This window comes from Arthrobacter woluwensis (assembly GCF_900105345.1).
In the GTDB taxonomy this organism is placed as follows: Bacteria; Actinomycetota; Actinomycetes; order Actinomycetales; family Micrococcaceae; genus Arthrobacter_E; species Arthrobacter_E woluwensis.
The window spans coordinates 1,364,672-1,378,656 of sequence record NZ_FNSN01000003.1 but is presented as its reverse complement, the minus strand read 5'-3'; the positions used below and the strand labels follow the sequence as shown (position 1 = coordinate 1,378,656).

Here is a 13,985-nt window from a genome sequence, read left to right as displayed (position 1 = left end):
GTGAACGCTACGCCAGCATGTCGTTCACGAGCGGCGCGACCTGGGTGCCCAGCAGCTCGATGCTCTTCAGCATGGAGGCGTGCGGGAGCGTGCCGTTGGAGTACTTCAGGTCGAAACGCTGCATGCCGAGGTTCTTCTTGGCCGTGACGATCTTCCGGGCCACGGTCTCCGGGGAACCGACGTAGAGCGCGCCGTGCGCCGCGACCTGCTCGTTGAACTCGATACGGCTCGCGGGACCCCAGCCACGCTCGGCGCCGATCTTGTTGCGGCTCGCCAGCCAGTGCGGGAAGAACTCCTCGCGGGCCTGTTCATCCGTCTCGGCCACGTGGCCCGGGGAGTGGACGGCGAGGGGCTGCCATTCCTTGCCCTGCTCCTCGAGGGACTTGTAGTACAAGTCGACGTAGGGACGGAAACGGGCCGGATCGCCGCCGATGATCGCGAGCGTCATCGGGTATCCGTAGCTCGCGGCGCGCACCACCGACTGCGGGCTGCCGCCGACGCCGATGGAGACGGCGAGGAGGCCGTCCGAGACCTGCGGGTACGCCATGAGCCCGCGGATCGGTCCGCGAGTGCGGCCCTCCCAGTGGATGGGCTTCTGCGAGCGTGCCTTGTCGAAGAGGGCGAGGCGCTCCTCGAACAGGAGCTCGTAATCCTCGAGGTCGTAGCCGAAGAGCGGGAAGGACTCGATGAACGATCCGCGGCCCAGGACCACTTCGGCCCGGCCTCCGGAGATGGCATTGAGGGTGGAGAAGCGCTGGAAGACGCGGATGGGGTCGTCGGAGGAGAGCACGGTGACGGCCGAGGAAAGACGGATGTTCTCCGTCTTCCCGGCAATGGCCGCGAGGACCACCTCCGGCGCGGACACCGCGAAGTCCTTGCGGTGGTGCTCCCCCACACCGAAACCGAACAGACCCACCTGATCGGCCAGGACCCCTTCCTCCACCACGTCACGGAGAACTTCCTCATGAGACTTAGGCGTGCCGTCCTCGTGGAGGGTCACATCACCGAAGGTGTCGACGCCGAGATGAACCGAGTGCGTGGAATCTGTATGCATATGCATGCAAACCGAGGGGGTGCCGGATTCATTCCCGGCCGCGGAACGGGGCGTCCGGGACGCCGTCTCAGGCGTCTCGAACACCCCGGATCATCCCAGGCTTCAGCCCTGGCGCAGCCACCCGGCCAGCTCACTGGCCCAGTAGGTGAGGATCATATCGGCGCCGGCCCTCTTGATACTCAGGACGGACTCCATGATCGCCGCGTCGCGGTTGATCCAGCCGTTGGCTGCCGCGGCCTCGATCATCGCGTACTCACCGGAGATCTGGTAGGCCGCGACGGGCACCGGGCTCATCGCGGCGACGTCCGCCAGGATGTCCAGGTAGCTCATCGCCGGCTTGACCATGACCATGTCCGCGCCCTCGTCAAGATCCAGCTGGACCTCGAGCAGGGCCTCACGACGGTTGGCGGCGTCCATCTGGTAAGTCCGGCGGTCACCCTGGAGCTGGGAATCCACCGCTTCACGGAACGGGCCGTAGAACGCCGAGGCGTACTTCGCGGCGTACGCCAGGATCGAGACGTCCTGGAACCCGGCGGCGTCCAGCGCGGAGCGCATCGGGGCGATCTGGCCGTCCATCATGCCGGACGGGCCGAGGACGTGCGCGCCGGCCTCGGCCTGCGCCACGGCCATCCGCGCGTAGATTTCCACCGTGCGGTCGTTGTCCACGCGGCCGTCGGCGTCGAGCACGCCGCAGTGGCCGTGGTCGGTGAACTCATCCAGGCAGACGTCGCTCATGACCACCAGCTCGTCGCCGACCTCGGCGCGGACGTCGCGGATGGCCTTGTTGAGCACGCCCTCGGGGTCGAGGCTCGCGGTGCCCTCGGCGTCGCGCACCGCCGGCACGCCGAACAGCATGATGCCGCCCACGCCCAGCTCCACGGCCTCGGCGGCCGCGCGCTTGAGGGAATCAGTGGTGTGCTGCACGACGCCGGGCATCGACGTGATCGGGGCCGGCTCGCTGAGGTCTTCCCGGATGAACGCGGGCAGGATCAGCTCGGCCGGCGCCAGGCGGTGCTCGGCGACCAGACGGCGCAGAGCAGGAGTGGTCCGGAGACGGCGGGGACGGTGGTGGAGTTCCATGGGTTCTTCTCCTGAATGTCAGTCGCGCAGCGCCGCGATGACGGCGTCGACGATTCCCTGGGGTGTGGGGGTGGCCGCGACGGCGGCCACGGTGAGGCCGAGGCGCTCCGCCTCGGCGGCGGTGCTCGGCCCGATCGCCACGAAGCGGGCCTGGAGGGCGTCACCGAGACGCTCCACGACGGCCCGTGCGGCACTCGGCGAGGCCGCGACGACGGCGTCGAGCCGCCCGTGCGCGTCGGCCTCCCGGGCGTGCTCCGGGCTGAGCACGGCATAGGAGGAAGCCTTCGGCGCACCGGTCACGCTGCGGCCGAGTTCGATCGTGAGGCGGCGTTCCGGCCGGGCCGGGGCGTCCACCGTGTGGTACGCCGTGACGGTGTCCACGGTGTTCCCCGCGGCCCGGAGCCCTTCCGAAAGCACCGTGCCTGCAATGTCGGCCTGGGGCAGGAGGATCCGGTGACCCTGTCCGGTCCAGAGCGCCAGGAGTCCTTCCGCGGACTGCTGGTCCTCCGGAGCGAGTGTCACGGCGAGGCCCAGCCGTTCCAGGATGACCCGCGAGGTCGGCCCGATGGTCGCGACCCGGACCGCGGCCTCCGTGAGCGCCTTCCAGCGCTCAGAGCCCGCGTACTGCACGAGCGCCCGGACCGTGGTGATGCTGCTGACCACGAGCCAGTCGTACTCCCCCGCGATCGCGCGGTCCACGGAGTCGACCAGCACGGACGGCTCGTCCACGGCCTCGAAGTCGATGAGGGGCAGCAGCGCCGGGTTGGCGCCGTGCGCCTTCAGGGCTTGGTTCATGGCCTGGGCACGGTCCGGGGAGCGGGTCAGGAGCACGGTGCGGCCGGCGAGCGGCAGACGCTCGGGGTCCAGGCCGAGGCGTTCCCGCTCGGCCTGGATCTCCCGTTCCTCCTGGTCCGTGGACGCCTGAGGGAAGCCCTCGGCGGAGGGCCGCTCAGCCGAGGTCGGCAAAGTCCGCCACCCCGGCGTCGAGGAGTTCCTCGGCCAGTTCGATCCCCAGGAGGGTCGCTCCCACTTCGGTGAAGACGTCCGTCGCCTTGGAACGGCGCTCGTGCCGGGTGCCGTCCGGTGCGCAGACCACGGCCTGCAGGTGCAGGAAGCTGCCCTTGCGGAACGCGTGGGCGCCGACGGGAGCGGCACACCCGGCCTCGAGCCTCGCCAGCAGCGCGCGCTCCGCGGTCACGGCGAGGCGGGAATCGGCGTCGTCGATCGCCGCGAGGGCCTGCGCCAGGACGTCCGGCGCCGCGGCCTGCGAGAGGTCCTGCGGCGCGTCCGCGCTGCGCGTCTCCACGGCCAGGGCGCCCTGCCCGGGGGCGGGAAGCATGACGGACGTCTCGAGGTACTCGCTGATGACGTCCGTCCGGCCCAGGCGCTTCAGCCCGGAGGCCGCGAGCACCACGGCGTCCAGGTCACCCGGGGCGTCCGCGGCATTGCCCGGGAGGCCCGGCACACGGCCCAGACGGGTGTCCACGTTGCCCCGGATGTCCACGATCTCCAGGTCAGGACGGGTCAGCAGGAGCTGGGCCGCCCGGCGCGGGGAACCCGTGCCGACCCTCGAACCGATGGGCAGGGTCTCCAGCGTGAGGCCGTCCCGCGCGCAGAGCGCGTCACGGACGTCCTCACGCGCCGGGACCGCCGCGATCGTCAGACCGGGGACGGCCGCCGTCGGGAGGTCCTTGAGCGAGTGGACGGCCACATCGCAGCGCTCCACCAGCAGCGCGTCGCGCAGCGCGACGGCGAACACCCCGGTGCCGCCCATCTGGGACAGCGGGCCGGTGAGGACGTCGCCGTCGGTCTTGATGCGGATCAGTTCCGTCTCAAAACCGCCGACAGCGGCCAGCTGATCTGCGGTGTGCTGGGACTGTGTGACAGCCAACTGGCTCCCACGCGTTCCGATGCGGACGCCCATGCTCTTCTCTTCCTCCCTGTCCCGGTTCCCCGGGGTGATGCGGCCTAGGCCGGGTATGCGTCGTGCGTGGTGCCGAGACTGACACCGGCTTCGGCGATCACCGGCTTGGCGCCGCGGAAGTTCTCGCAGCAGCCGGGACGGCAGATGTCGTACCAGGCGCCGAGGTCCGTGACGTGCGGGCGGGCGGCGATGTTCTGGGCCACCGTCCGCTCGCTGATCAGGTCCACGAGGCCTGCCACGAAGGTGCCGTGCGTGCCGGGGGTGGGCACGCGGACGGCCTCGACGCCGAGTTCCTTGCAGGTCTCCAGCGCCTCGGTGTCCAGATCCCAGGCGACCTCCATGTGGTCGCTCACGAAGCCGAGCGGCACGATCACGGCGCCCTTGACGCCCTGCGGAGCGATCTCCTCCAGGTGGTCGTTGATGTCCGGCTCGAGCCACGGCACATGCGGGGCGCCGGAGCGGGACTGGTAGACCAGATCCCAGGCGACCTCGGGAGCCACGACGGCCATGATGGCGCGCGCGGCGGCCAGGTGCTGAGCCACGTAGGCCGAGCCGCCCTCGAAATCGCGGGGCTCGTCCTCGCTGCGGCCCGCGGCCTCGGCGTCACGGGTGGGGATGGAGTGCGTGGCGAACAGGACGCGGATCTCCGAGTCCCGGGAGCCGTCCTCGGCTTCCAGCGCCACGCGGATCTTCTGCAGGCCTTCGAGCGTGCCCTCGACGAACGGGAGGATGAAGCCCGGGTGGTCGAAGTACTGACGGACCTTGTCCACCTGCAGCTTGCCGTCCAGGCCGGTCTCGGTGAGCGCGAGGCCGATGTCCTCGCGGTACTGGCGGCAGCTGGAGTAGCAGGAGTACGCGCTCGTGGTGATCATGAGGACGCGGCGGTGGCCGTCGTCGTACATCTGCTGGAGCGTCTGCGGGATGTAGGGGTCCCAGTTACGGTTGCCCCAGTAGAGCGGCAGGTCGAGGCCACGGGTGGAGAGCTCGGACTCGATGGCCGCCTTCAGCTCACGGTTCTGCTGGTTGATGGGGCTGATGCCGCCGAACGCGCGGTAGTGGTGGCTCACCTCTTCGAGGCGCTCGTCCGGGATGCCGCGGCCACGGGTGACGTTGCGCAGGAAGGGGATCACGTCGTCCTGGCCCTCGGGCCCGCCGAAGGAGGCGAGAAGGACGGCGTCGTACTCGGCCGGGGCCATGCGGCCGCGGTCAGTGACGGGGTTCGGTTCGGTGCTGATGTGCAGCGCCTCGAGGGCGGCGTCGACTGGGGTGCTCATGCAAGGACCTCGGCAATCTGGGCCGCCGGGATGCGACGACCGGTGTAGAACGGGATTTCTTCGCGGACGTGGTTACGGGCCTCGCTGTGACGCAGGTGACGCATCAGGTCCACCAGGTCCACCAGCTCCGGCGCTTCCAGGGCCAGGATCCACTCCCAGTCACCCAGCGCGAAGGACGCCACGGTGTTGGACTGGACCTGCGGGAACTCGCGGCCGAGCAGGCCGTGCTCACGGAGCATCTGGCCGCGTTCCTCCGCGGGGAGGATGTACCACTCGTAGGAGCGGACGAACGGGTAGACGCACAGCCACTCCTCGGCGGGGACGCCGCGGGAGAAGGCCGGCGTGTGGCTCTTGGCGAACTCGGCGTCGCGGTGCACGCCCATGGCGGAGAACGCCAGCTCGGTGCCGGCGAACAGCTCGGTGCGGCGGATCCGGCGCAGCGCGGCCTGGAGTTCCTCCGGCTTGGCGCCGTGCAGCCAGAGCATGACGTCGGCCTCGGCGCGCATGCCGGAGACGTCGTAGGCGCCGCGGAGGGTCACCTGATGGTCGGAGAGCGACTCGATGAGGGTCTCGAAGTCGGCCACCGCGCCCTCGGCCCGCTCCACGGCGCCGGTGCGCTTGAAGACGGCCCAGAGGGTGAAGAACTCGTTGCCGCCGCCCTGGGGCTCCGGCGCCCCGGCGTGGTGTCCTGCTGCTGCGTGGCTCATGCTGCTGTGTCCTCCTGCATCGGAAGTGATCGGATGTCCGTCTCCGCTGTGTACTTCGGTACTTCTTTTGACTTCTACGATATGTAGAATTCTAGGCCCGTGAGGGCCCCTGCCTGGAACCGGTCGCGGTTCCAGGGAAAATCTTGAGCGTGTCCGCCACCACGGCGGCGAGGCCGGTTCCCGCAAGCCATGCTCCCACGACGTCGAGTCCCGGCTCCGCGGCGCACAGATCCCGGACGGCCACGACACGCTGCCGGTGCCCGACCGCCGCGAACGGCAGCGCTCCGGACCAGCGGATCACGTCGTGGTCCAGCACATCCTCCGCGGCGAGGGGCACGCCCAGCAGCTCGGACGCATCGGCCAGGGCCGCCTGGAAGAGCTCCTCGTCGCTCTCGGGGGTGCCGTCCGCGGGGCCGGGCCGCTGACCCGGGTCACCGTCCTGGCGGCCGTAACTGAGGCGGAGCACGTGCACGCCCGGCCCGGCGGTCTCGGCCAGCCAGGGCCACTTCGCCGTCGCGTGGGTGAGGGCCTTCGCCTGCACGCCCTGTGTCTGGGGCGCCACGAGGATGCCGGTGCCGCGCGGACGGGCATCCAGCTCGGGCTGGTCGACCACGAGGGTCACGAGCTTGATCTGTGCCCCCGGCTCGGGGCGGTGCGCTGCGAGAGCGGGCACCTGGGAGGCGAGCAGCTCGACGGCGGCGGGGCCGTCCAGCGCCACGACCAGGTGCTCGGCGCGCAGGGTCTCCACTGCGCCGTCGCGCTCGACGGGGATGAACCAAAGGCCCTCGGCGTCCCGACTGACGGGCCGCGCCACGGCAGAGGTGAGCACGCGGGCGCCGCCCTCCCGGACGCGCGCTTCCAGCGCCTCCACGAGCCGGTGCATGCCGCCACGGACACCCGCGACGGCGGACCCCGCACGGCGCGGGCTTCCAGACCGGTCCGTGTCCCCGGCGATCGCCCGGGCGGACTGCCGCTGCGCGAGGACGGCCGCGCCGAGCGAGCCATGTTCCCTCATCCGCTTCCGCAGGCCGGGAGCCACCATGTCCACATCGAGCAGACCCGGATCGGCGGCGTGGACTCCGCCCACCACCGGCTCGACCAGGCGTTTCAGCACGCGCCGGCCCTGCCGCAGCCTGACCAGCCGGGCCACGCTGCTGACGTCCGCGCCCGCGCCGAGGTTTCCGGGCAGCACCCGGTCGAGGCTCGCCCGCAGCGATCCGGCCCAGCCGAGCGTGCGGCGGACCTCCTCGTCCCACGGATCGGCAGGGATGCCGAGGACACCGGTCTTCGGGAGTTCGCGCGGTCCTTGCGGAAGCCTCACCCACGCACCCGACGGATGCGGCGCGACCACGTCCCGATCGAGTCCCAGGTCCGTCAGCAGAGCAGGGATGGCGTCGCCGCGCGTCGCGAAGGACTCCGCGCCCGAGTCGAGCGTCAGCCCGCCCACGGTGTGCGAACCCACCGCACCGCCCAGCACGGGCCGCGCCTCCACGAGTGTGACGGCCACGCCGTCGGCGCTCAGCCGGTACGCGGCCAGCAACCCCGACACTCCCCCGCCGACGACGACGGCGCGCCGCACCCCGGTGGGCACGGTCGCCGGAGCCGGGCCGCGGCCCTGCTGTGGCTGGGTGTGCTGGGGCATGGCGGGCTCAGTACCCGATCGAGTGGATGAGCTCGACCACGCGGGTGAGCACTGCGGGATCCGTCTCCGGAGGAACGCCGTGGCCGAGGTTGACCACGTGGCCCGGTGCGGAGGCGCCTGCCGCGATGACCTCGCGGACGTGGGCTTCCAGGACCTCCCACGGCGCGGGCAGCAAGGCGGGGTCGATGTTGCCCTGCAGCGGGACCGCGCCACCGAGTCGGCGGTTGGCCTCGTCGAGGGGCAGACGGTAGTCGACACCCATGACGTCCACGCCGACCCGGTGCATGGCGGGCAGCAGCTCGGACGTTCCGGTGCCGAAGTGGATCAGCGGGGCGCCGAGGCCGCGGACCGCGTCCAGGGCGCGGGCGGAGGCGGGGGCGACGTAGCGCTCGTAATCGGCCAGGCCGAGGGAGCCGGCCCAGGAGTCGAACAGCTGCGCGGCCGAGGCGCCGGCTTCAAGCTGCGCCTGGAGGAAGAGACCCGAGGCGTCGGCGGCCCAGTCGGCCAGGGCCTTCCAGGTCTCGGGGTCCGCGTGCATCATCGTCCGCGGGCCGAGGTGGTCGCGCGACGGGCGGCCTTCCACCATGTAGGCGGCCAGGGTGAACGGAGCGCCCGCGAAACCGATGAGCGGGGTGCTGCCCAGTTCCTCGACGGTGAGGCGGACGGCCTGGCGGATGGGCTCGAGGGCCTCCCAGGTGAGCTTGGGCAGAGCGGCGACGTCCGCCGCGGTGCGCACCGGGTTCTCGAGGACCGGGCCGACACCGGGGACGATGTCCACCCCCACGCCCGCGAGCTTGAGGGGGATGACGATATCGGAGAAGAAGATACCGGCATCGACGTCGTGGCGGCGCACGGGCTGCAGCGTGATCTCGGCGGCGAGTTCAGGCTTGAGGCAGGAGTCCAGCATGGAGATCCCCTGGCGGGCCTCACGGTATTCGGGCAGCGAGCGGCCGGCCTGGCGCATGAACCACACGGGCCGGCGGGTGGGCTTGCCCCCGCGGTATGCGGTGATCAGCGGGGAATCCGACGTGGCGCCGGTGACCAGCGGGTGGGCAGCCGGGAGGGCCTGGAGCATGGAAGGCATATCTTGATTGTGCCCACCTTCGAGGCCGCAACTTGACGACACTTCGTCACTGACACAGTGTCAGTGATTTCCGCGCCATTGCTGGGATCCGCGGATTCACGGCCGGTTTTTCTACAAAGGTGCGAAGAGCATAAGATGGTGCCACTGTGGTGCTCTTTTCACTCACGGCGACCCACGCCGATCTGAACCTTGAAACCGTTGCTCGGCTGAGCAAGGGCGCTTCCGCCGTCGCCTCGCGGAGCGCCATGTCGCCGCCCCTCCCCGCCCGCTCCGGTGACGCCGCCGAGGACCTCGCACTGAACGGCTCCGTGGTGCTCGCGACGTGCAACCGCTTCGAGATCTACGCCGAAGCCGCCACCGAACGCGGCCTGGAAGCCGCGCGTGACGAACTTCTCAAGAACATCACCACGCAGAGCGGCCTGGACGTGGACACCGTTTCCCAGGCCCTGACGCTCCGCCGCGGCCCCGAAGTGGCCCGCCATCTCTTCTCGGTCGGCGCCGGACTCGACTCCGCCGTCGTCGGCGAAAGGGAGATCGCCGGCCAGGTGCGCCGCGCCCTCATCACCGCCCAGGATTCCGGCACCGCCAGCCCCGGTCTGGTGCGCCTCTTCCAGGCCGCCAGCCGCACGGCGAAGGAGGTCGGCACCCGCACCGCGCTGGGCAGCCGCGGCCTCTCGATCGTCTCCGTGGCGCTCGAACTGGCCACCGAGCTGTCCGTGGACCGCGACTGGAAGAACACCAGCGTGGTCCTCTTCGGCACCGGCGCCTACGCCGGAGCCACCATGGCCCTGCTGCGGGAACGCGGCTGCACCCAGGTCAGCGTCTTCTCCGGCTCCGGCCGGGCGGGCGAGTTCGTGGCGGCCCGTGGCGGCACCGCGCTCGACGCGGACAATCTGTCCGCCGCGATCGCCGAGGCCGACGTCCTGATCGGCTGCAGCGGTTCGGACCGCAGGGTGTCCGCCGAGGAGCTCGCCGAGGTCCGCGGCCCGGAGCCCAAGCCGTTGATCGTGATCGACCTGGCGCTCAGCCGCGACTTCGACCCCGCCGTCGATGAGCTCGACGGCGTGGAGCTCCTCACGCTGGAATCCGTGCGGCTCGCCGCACCCGAGGAAGCCGCCGAGTCCCTGGCCGAGGCCACCCGGATCGTGGATTCCGCAGCTCAGGAGTTCGAAGCGGAGCGTCGCTCCCGCAGCGTGGACTCCGCCATCGTGGCGCTGCGCCGCCACACCATGTCCGTGCTCGACTCCGAGATGGAACGTGTCCGGGCACGGCACGGCTGCACCGCCGCCGCGGAAGAGGTGGAGTTCGCCCTGCGCCGCATGGTCAAGCAGCTCCTGCACACCCCGATGGTCCGCGGCCGCGAACTCGCCGCCGCCGGTCTGCAGGAACAGTACGTGAACGCCATCGAGGCGCTCTACGGGATCGACGTCGCTGAGCCGCAGCCCGCAGCGACGGAGGCCGGCTGCCCGGCGCATGAGGCGCCCCGGCAGGACCTGGCCGCCCATGAGGACACCGCCCAGGACCTCAGCGCCTGAGACCTCGGTGGCTGAAACCTCGATGCCTGGGTCCCGGGCGTCCGGGCGCTGAGGCTCTCGCCTCTCAGTAGACCGGCTTGCCCGGCTCCACGTCCCGCACCCACGCCAGCACGCCCCCGTCGAGGTGGCTGACCTTCGTGTACCCCTCACGGCGCGCGGCGGCCAGCACGTTCGCGGAACGGCTGCCCGCCTTGCAGTGGAACACGATCTCCGTGTCCCGCGGCAGTTCGTCCCAGGCGTCGCCGGCCAGGATCCGGCCCTGTGGGATGAGGACCGAGCCGGGGATCGCCACGATGTCCCGCTCGCCCGTCTCCCGCACGTCCACGAGCAGGAAGTCCCGCGTGCCCGCGTCCCGCTGCCCCAGCATCGTGGCCAGGCGCCGCGCGTCGATCACTCCGTCCTCACCGGCGGCCTCCGACGACGACGGCGCCTCCTCCGCGGGCGCCGTGCCGCAGAACGCGGCGTAGTCGCTCAGCTCGGTGATGGGCTGCGCCTCTGGATCCTTGAGCACGGTGATCTCGCGCCAGGACCCGCCCAGGGCATCGAACAGCGCGACACGGCCCAGCAGCGACCGGCCCACCCCCGTCACCAGCTTGATGGCCTCACTCACCATGAGGGAGCCCACCGCGGCGCACAGCATGCCGAACACTCCGCCTTCACCACAGCTCGGGACGCTGCCGGCGGGCGGCGCCTCCGGGTAGAGATCCCGGTAGGTGGGGCCGCGCTCCTCCCAGAACACGCTCACCTGCCCGTCGAACCGGAAGATCGAGCCCCACACGTACGGCTTGCCCGCGATCGCCGCGGCGTCGTTGACGAGGTACCGGGTCTCGAAGTTGTCGGCTCCGTCCAGGATCAGGTCGTACTGACGGAAGAGCTCGACGGCGTTGGACGAGTCCAGACGGACGCGGTGCTGGACCACGGTCACCAGCGGGTTCAGCTCGGCGATGGCCAGCGCGGCCGATTCGGTCTTCGGCAGCCCCACACGATCGACCGTGTGCATCACCTGCCGCTGGAGATTGCTCAGCTCCACGACGTCGTCGTCCACCACGCCCAGGGTGCCCACCCCCGCGGCCGCGAGGTAGAGCAGGGCCGGCGAGCCCAGCCCGCCGGCGCCGATCACCAGGACGCGCGCATTCTTCAGCCGGCGCTGGCCCTCGGAGCCGATCTCCGGGATGATCACGTGGCGCGAGTAGCGCTCGAGCTCTTCGCGGGTCAGATCCGCCGCGGGTTCGACCAGGGGCGGCAGGGCGGTGCGGGAAGTCAGGGAGGACATGTCTTCAATGTATGCCCACCGCCTCACACGCGTCATATTACCTATGGGTAAACTGGCCTTCACGCCGGACGCACAGGGATGGCGCTGGAAGTAAAGGATGGAATGTGACGGTGAGCGAAGCACGGCCGGGCGCTCGTACCGCGCGTCTTCCCCGGGACGAACGGCGGGCACAGCTGCTCCAGGCGGCCCAGGAGGTGTTCGTCGCGAACGGCTATCACGGCGCCGCGATGGACGAGATCGCCGAGACGGCCCGGGTCAGCAAGCCGGTCCTCTACCAGCACTTCCCCTCCAAACGGGAACTCTTCCTCGCCCTCCTGGAAAGCCATCTGGCGGTGCTGACGGACATGCTCCTGACGGCCATCGACTCCACCACGGACAACAAGCTCCGCGTCCAGGCCGTCATGCGGGCCTACTTCGAGTTCATGGCCGGCGACGATCAGGCGCACCGCCTGGTCTTCGAGTCCGGTCTGACCAATGACGAGGAGGTCAGCGACCGTCTGGAGACGTTCAACCGGACCTTCGCCGACGCCGTGGCCCGGGTGATCGCCGAAGACACGAAGCTCCCGCTCCTGGAAGCGCAGCTCCTCGGACGCGGCCTGGCCGGCATGGCCCAGGTCAGTGCGCGGTACTGGCTCGAGACGGACGGGAAGCTCGACCTCGACGTCGCCAGCGACCTCATCTACCGCCTCGCCTGGCGCGGTATCAGCCGTTTCCCGAAGGAGACCTGAGCGCGCGTCTCCGCTCCGCCGGCCCGGTGTTCGCTCCCAGCGTGCCCGATCGGGCCTTCTCCCCCGGCCCGCCATATTAGGCTTGGAACAGCTGTTGAAGCCTGCGGTGCGCCGTGTTCGTCCGTGGCCCGCACGAAACTGCCAGGAGGCAATTGTGGAAGTAAAGATCGGCATCCAGAACGTCGCTCGCGAAGTCGTGTTCGAGTCCTCCGAGGAAGCGGAGGCCATCGCCACCGCCGTCTCCGAGGCGCTGGCCTCCGGCGGGCAGCTCTCCCTCACCGACGACAAGGGCCGTCGCGTGATCATCCCCGCCGCGGTCCTCGGCTATGTCGAGATGGGCCCGGAGGAGCAGCGCCGCGTCGGTTTCGGCGCTCTGTAGGCAGTCATGCTGTCCCTGATCATCCCGGTCCTGCTCGTGGCAGCCGTCGGCGCGCTCGCCTGGGCCGTCAACCGGCAGCGCGCCACGGTGGGCGCCACGCTCCCTGCCGGGGCGGGCGTGCTGGTCACTGCACTCAGCTGGATCGTCTTCATCGCGTTCGGGCTGGGCTACCTGCCCGGCTGGACCTGGCTGCCGTGGATCGGGCCGCTGGTCCTGGGCATCGCGGCGTCGTTCGCCGTGTCCTGGATCCTCAGCTCCCGGCGGTCCGCCGAGGACGCCAAGGCGCTGACGGAGATCCTGAAAGTCTGAGATCTTCAGGCCCGACGCCGAGGGGCGCCTCCCGTACCGTTCAGGTCCGGGAGGCGCCCCTCCGTCGTTGTCGCCTCGCGCTCAGGGCTCGCTGTGCGCCGCGATCCGCGCCGAATCCCCCGCCTCTGAGCCCCGGCCCCGGAATCCAGCCCCTGCACTCTGGGCGCCAGAGGAACGTCCCAGAGGGACCCCCGTGGCTCAGAGGAACTCGGCCCGGCCCTCCATGCTGGAGGAGGCCAGTGCGTGCTCGCGGCGGGGGATGCGGCCGGCGAGCCGGGCCAGGCGGCCGGCCGTCACGGCGTGCCGGAACGCGGTGGCCATGCGGACCGGGTCCTGCGCGCGGGTGACCGCCGTGGCCAGGAGCACCGCGTCACAGCCGAGCTCCATGGCAAGTGCGGCATCGGACGCGGTGCCGATGCCGGCGTCGAGCACGACGGGAACGGATGCCCGCGAGACGATCACTTCGATGTTGTGCGGGTTGAGGATGCCCAGCCCGGTGCCGATCGGAGCGCCCAACGGCATCACGGCCGTGGCGCCGAGCTGTTCCAGGCGGAGGGCCAGGACGGGGTCGTCGTTCGTGTAGGCGAAGACCTTGAATCCCCGGGACACCAGCTGTTCGGTGGCGTCCACGAGCTCGACGGCATCCGGGAGCAGCGTGTGCTCATCGGCGATGACCTCAAGCTTCACCCAGTCCGTCTCCAGGGCCTCGCGCGCCAGTTCGGCGGTGAGCACGGCGTCGCGCGCCGTGAAACACCCTGCCGTGTTCGGCAGGACGCGGATGCCCTGATCCACGAGCAACTGGAAGAGGGAGCCGCTCTGGGCAGGGCTGTACCTCCGCATGGCGACGGTGGTGAGTTCCGTCCCGGAGGCGACGAGCGCGGCGCCCAGCCCGTCGAGGCTCGGCGCCCCTCCCGTCCCCATGATGAGCCGGGACCCCAGCTCCACTCCGTCCACCACCAGAGGATCGACCCCCTGGTCCTGCAGGATCTCCGTCAT

Annotated in this window: 14 protein-coding genes; 4 read left to right on the top strand and 10 right to left on the bottom strand. The window is 70.6% G+C overall.

What is annotated here, in order from left to right:
* Positions 1–7: 7 nt before the first annotated feature.
* The 8 genes from BLV63_RS06980 to hemE form a co-directional block, all read right to left on the bottom strand.
* Positions 8–1,054 (bottom strand): LLM class flavin-dependent oxidoreductase, encoded by a 1,047-nt coding sequence (locus BLV63_RS06980; RefSeq protein WP_254780498.1) that lies wholly within the window; start codon positions 1,052–1,054, stop codon positions 8–10.
* 102 nt (positions 1,055–1,156) lie between these two features.
* On the bottom strand, positions 1,157–2,134 hold the full coding sequence (hemB, locus tag BLV63_RS06975) for a porphobilinogen synthase (protein ID WP_066211164.1): 978 nt from the start codon (positions 2,132–2,134) through the stop codon (positions 1,157–1,159).
* A gap of 18 nt (positions 2,135–2,152) precedes the next feature.
* Positions 2,153–3,100, bottom strand: coding sequence for a uroporphyrinogen-III synthase (locus BLV63_RS06970; RefSeq protein WP_306306584.1), 948 nt, complete (start codon positions 3,098–3,100; stop codon positions 2,153–2,155).
* A complete protein-coding gene (gene hemC, locus BLV63_RS06965) occupies positions 3,084–4,058 on the bottom strand; it encodes a hydroxymethylbilane synthase (RefSeq protein WP_066211166.1) in 975 nt (324 codons plus the stop codon). The genes BLV63_RS06970 and hemC overlap by 17 nt, the downstream gene beginning before the upstream one ends.
* Before the next feature lie 44 nt (positions 4,059–4,102).
* Entirely contained in the window at positions 4,103–5,332 is a 1,230-nt protein-coding gene (locus tag BLV63_RS06960; protein ID WP_066211168.1) for a ferrochelatase, read from the bottom strand.
* Positions 5,329–6,039, bottom strand: a complete 711-nt coding sequence (gene hemQ, locus BLV63_RS06955; protein ID WP_066211170.1) for a hydrogen peroxide-dependent heme synthase — start codon at positions 6,037–6,039, stop codon at positions 5,329–5,331. Before hemQ ends, BLV63_RS06960 begins: the two co-directional genes overlap by 4 nt.
* A 91-nt stretch (positions 6,040–6,130) precedes the next feature.
* The gene (hemG, locus tag BLV63_RS06950) at positions 6,131–7,681 is read right to left on the bottom strand and encodes a protoporphyrinogen oxidase (protein ID WP_082724014.1); all 1,551 of its coding nucleotides are present in this window, start codon (positions 7,679–7,681) and stop codon (positions 6,131–6,133) included.
* 7 nt (positions 7,682–7,688) lie between these two features.
* Positions 7,689–8,765: a uroporphyrinogen decarboxylase gene (gene hemE, locus BLV63_RS06945; protein WP_066211172.1), complete on the bottom strand. Its 1,077-nt coding sequence runs from the start codon at positions 8,763–8,765 to the stop codon at positions 7,689–7,691.
* A 146-nt stretch (positions 8,766–8,911) separates the two neighbouring features.
* Between hemE and BLV63_RS06940 the strand changes: the two genes are divergently transcribed.
* On the top strand, positions 8,912–10,300 hold the full coding sequence (locus tag BLV63_RS06940; RefSeq protein WP_066211174.1) for a glutamyl-tRNA reductase: 1,389 nt from the start codon (positions 8,912–8,914) through the stop codon (positions 10,298–10,300).
* Between the two features lie 64 nt (positions 10,301–10,364).
* Here BLV63_RS06940 and moeB read toward each other — a convergent pair whose 3' ends face one another.
* The gene (gene moeB / locus BLV63_RS06935; protein WP_066211177.1) at positions 10,365–11,573 is read right to left on the bottom strand and encodes a molybdopterin-synthase adenylyltransferase MoeB; all 1,209 of its coding nucleotides are present in this window, start codon (positions 11,571–11,573) and stop codon (positions 10,365–10,367) included.
* 104 nt (positions 11,574–11,677) lie between these two features.
* Between moeB and BLV63_RS06930 the strand changes: the two genes are divergently transcribed.
* The 3 genes from BLV63_RS06930 (at position 11,678) to BLV63_RS06920 (ending at position 12,989) form a co-directional block, all read left to right on the top strand.
* Positions 11,678–12,301: a TetR/AcrR family transcriptional regulator gene (locus BLV63_RS06930; protein ID WP_066211179.1), complete on the top strand. Its 624-nt coding sequence runs from the start codon at positions 11,678–11,680 to the stop codon at positions 12,299–12,301.
* A 154-nt stretch (positions 12,302–12,455) separates the two neighbouring features.
* Positions 12,456–12,680 (top strand): DUF3107 domain-containing protein, encoded by a 225-nt coding sequence (locus tag BLV63_RS06925; RefSeq protein WP_066211181.1) that lies wholly within the window; start codon positions 12,456–12,458, stop codon positions 12,678–12,680.
* 6 nt (positions 12,681–12,686) lie between these two features.
* Positions 12,687–12,989 carry a cytochrome c-type biogenesis protein gene (locus tag BLV63_RS06920; RefSeq protein ID WP_066211182.1) on the top strand — a complete coding sequence of 101 codons (303 nt, stop codon included), beginning with the start codon at positions 12,687–12,689 and terminating at the stop codon, positions 12,987–12,989.
* 198 nt (positions 12,990–13,187) lie between these two features.
* On the opposite strand, the gene BLV63_RS06915 is transcribed toward BLV63_RS06920, so the two are convergent.
* Positions 13,188–13,985, bottom strand: a complete 798-nt coding sequence (locus tag BLV63_RS06915) for a thiazole synthase (RefSeq protein WP_066211184.1) — start codon at positions 13,983–13,985, stop codon at positions 13,188–13,190.

Excerpts from the sequence above, each read along its gene's own strand:
- hemB (WP_066211164.1), bottom strand. The coding sequence starts at position 2,134 with ATGGAACTCCACCACCGTCCCCGCCGTCTCCGGACCACTCCTGCTCTG.
- BLV63_RS06920 (WP_066211182.1), top strand. The coding sequence starts at position 12,687 with ATGCTGTCCCTGATCATCCCGGTCCTGCTCGTGGCAGCCGTCGGCGCG.
- BLV63_RS06960 (WP_066211168.1), bottom strand. The coding sequence starts at position 5,332 with ATGAGCACCCCAGTCGACGCCGCCCTCGAGGCGCTGCACATCAGCACC.
- hemE (WP_066211172.1), bottom strand. The coding sequence starts at position 8,765 with ATGCCTTCCATGCTCCAGGCCCTCCCGGCTGCCCACCCGCTGGTCACC.
- hemC (WP_066211166.1), bottom strand. The coding sequence starts at position 4,058 with ATGGGCGTCCGCATCGGAACGCGTGGGAGCCAGTTGGCTGTCACACAG.
- hemQ (WP_066211170.1), bottom strand. The coding sequence starts at position 6,039 with ATGAGCCACGCAGCAGCAGGACACCACGCCGGGGCGCCGGAGCCCCAG.
- BLV63_RS06915 (WP_066211184.1), bottom strand. The coding sequence starts at position 13,985 with ATGACGGAGATCCTGCAGGACCAGGGGGTCGATCCTCTGGTGGTGGAC.
- moeB (WP_066211177.1), bottom strand. The coding sequence starts at position 11,573 with ATGTCCTCCCTGACTTCCCGCACCGCCCTGCCGCCCCTGGTCGAACCC.
- hemG (WP_082724014.1), bottom strand. The coding sequence starts at position 7,681 with ATGCCCCAGCACACCCAGCCACAGCAGGGCCGCGGCCCGGCTCCGGCG.
- BLV63_RS06980 (WP_254780498.1), bottom strand. The coding sequence starts at position 1,054 with ATGCATACAGATTCCACGCACTCGGTTCATCTCGGCGTCGACACCTTC.